At 70.0% G+C, this 1,643-nt stretch carries 2 protein-coding genes; both read right to left on the minus strand.

The window, feature by feature from the left end; translation table 11 throughout:
- Positions 1-583 (minus strand): 3-hydroxyacyl-CoA dehydrogenase NAD-binding domain-containing protein (locus CSW58_RS11780; RefSeq protein ID WP_099447413.1); only part of this gene is annotated, 583 nt, incomplete at its 3' end.
- 126 nt (positions 584-709) lie between these two features.
- On the minus strand, positions 710-1,643 hold a 934-nt coding region (locus CSW58_RS11785; protein ID WP_143755189.1), incomplete at its 5' end, for a phospholipase domain-containing protein.

Consider the following 1,643-nt stretch of genomic DNA (forward strand, 5'->3'; position numbering starts at 1 on the left):
AGCACGCGCGGTTTACGATGAAGGCGGGGAAGTCTTCGGCGTTGGAGGTGATCTTGCCCAGCGAGCGGGCGAAGCTGACGGCGGTCTCATAGGTCGGCACGTCGGTGGCGATGCCGCGAATGATCTCGACCAGCTTCATCAGCGGGACGGGGTTCATGAAGTGCAGGCCGATGAACCGCTCGGGACGGTCTGTGGCGCTGGCCAGCCGCGTGATCGAGATCGACGAGGTGTTGGACGCCAGAAGGGTGGTGTCCTTCAGGTGCGGCTGCAGGCTGCGGAAGATCGCCTTCTTGGTTTCTTCGTTCTCGGTGGCGGCCTCGATGGCCAGGTCGGTCTGGCCGATCTCGGCCAGGGTCACGGCGGCGGTGATGCGGGCCAGGGCGGCGGTCATCGCCGCCTCGTCGATGATCCCGCGGCCCACCTGGCGCTGCAGATTGTGGCTGATCAGCTCGAGACCGGCCGCGATCCGCTCTGGCGAGACGTCGTGCAGGCGAACGTCATAACCCGCGAGGGCGCAGACATGGGCGATTCCCGACCCCATCTGGCCAGCGCCGATCACGCCGACCATCTTGATATCAGCCATTCAGACAAGCCTTCATTCGAGGCGGCGCGCGCAGACGCGCCCTGCCTCATTTCCTGGCGCCGTTTCTAGCACAGACGTCGCCTCACGCGCCAAGGCTTTGCTGCGTCGCAGCGCGAGGCAGGCCGTCTAGGCGTCCTGATCCATGCGGGCCGGGCCGCCCATGGCCGGATCGGAAATCGAATCCGCGCCGGTTTCCAGGCGGCCGGCCAGGCGACGCAGGAACGGCTTCCCGCCCTGGGGGCGGACGGCGAGGTCGTACCAGCCCCGGGTCGCCCGCAGGGACCAGCGATGTTCCGCTCCGCCCCCGGCCGCCACCTTGCCGCGCCAGGTTGGCTGGGCTTTGCCATAGGCCTCTGTGGCGACGGTCAGAAGGCGAGAGTCCGCTCCAAGGTTGCCCAGGGCCAGGATCAGAGCCGAGGCGGCCGGGTCCGTGCGCAGGGCGACGGTGGGATCCTCGCCCGGAGCGTCACCGACGAGGTGGCGATGAAAGCCGTTGGGGCCCAGCAGCCAGAGGTCATAGGCCCCGGCGGGCCAGGCGTCGGTCAGCGACCGGCCCGGCTCGATCGTGAAGCGGCGCGGCGCGCGGTCCAACCTTAGCCGGTCATAGACGTGAAGCACCGCCGCGGCCGCGCCGTCATTGGCTAGACTCAGGGTCAGCCGGCCCTGGTCCGCCCCCTCCTCGACCCGCAAGGCATAGGGCAGGGCCCGGGATCGCCGGGGACCGATCGCCTGCAGGGGCGCGCTGGTCTGGGCGGGGATCGGCGGGGTCGTGCGGCCGGGCAGGGCGGCGGCCCGGGCCGCCAGGCTCGCGGTGGCCGGCAGGGGGCGGCTCAGGGGCGCATGGTTGGGGGTCTTGAAGTCGAAGGCGCTGGTCAGGTCGCCGCAGACCGCCCGGCGCCAGGGCGAGATATTGGGCTCGCTCACCCCGAACCGCCGCTCCAGGAAGCGGATCACCGAGGTGTGGTCGAAGACCTGGGAATTGACCCAGCCGCCCCGGCTCCAGGGCGAGATGACATACATCGGCACCCGCGGACCCAGGCCGTAGGGACGGCCCATCAGC

The organism is Caulobacter sp. B11, from assembly GCF_002737765.1.
In the GTDB taxonomy this organism is placed as follows: Bacteria; Pseudomonadota; Alphaproteobacteria; order Caulobacterales; family Caulobacteraceae; genus Caulobacter.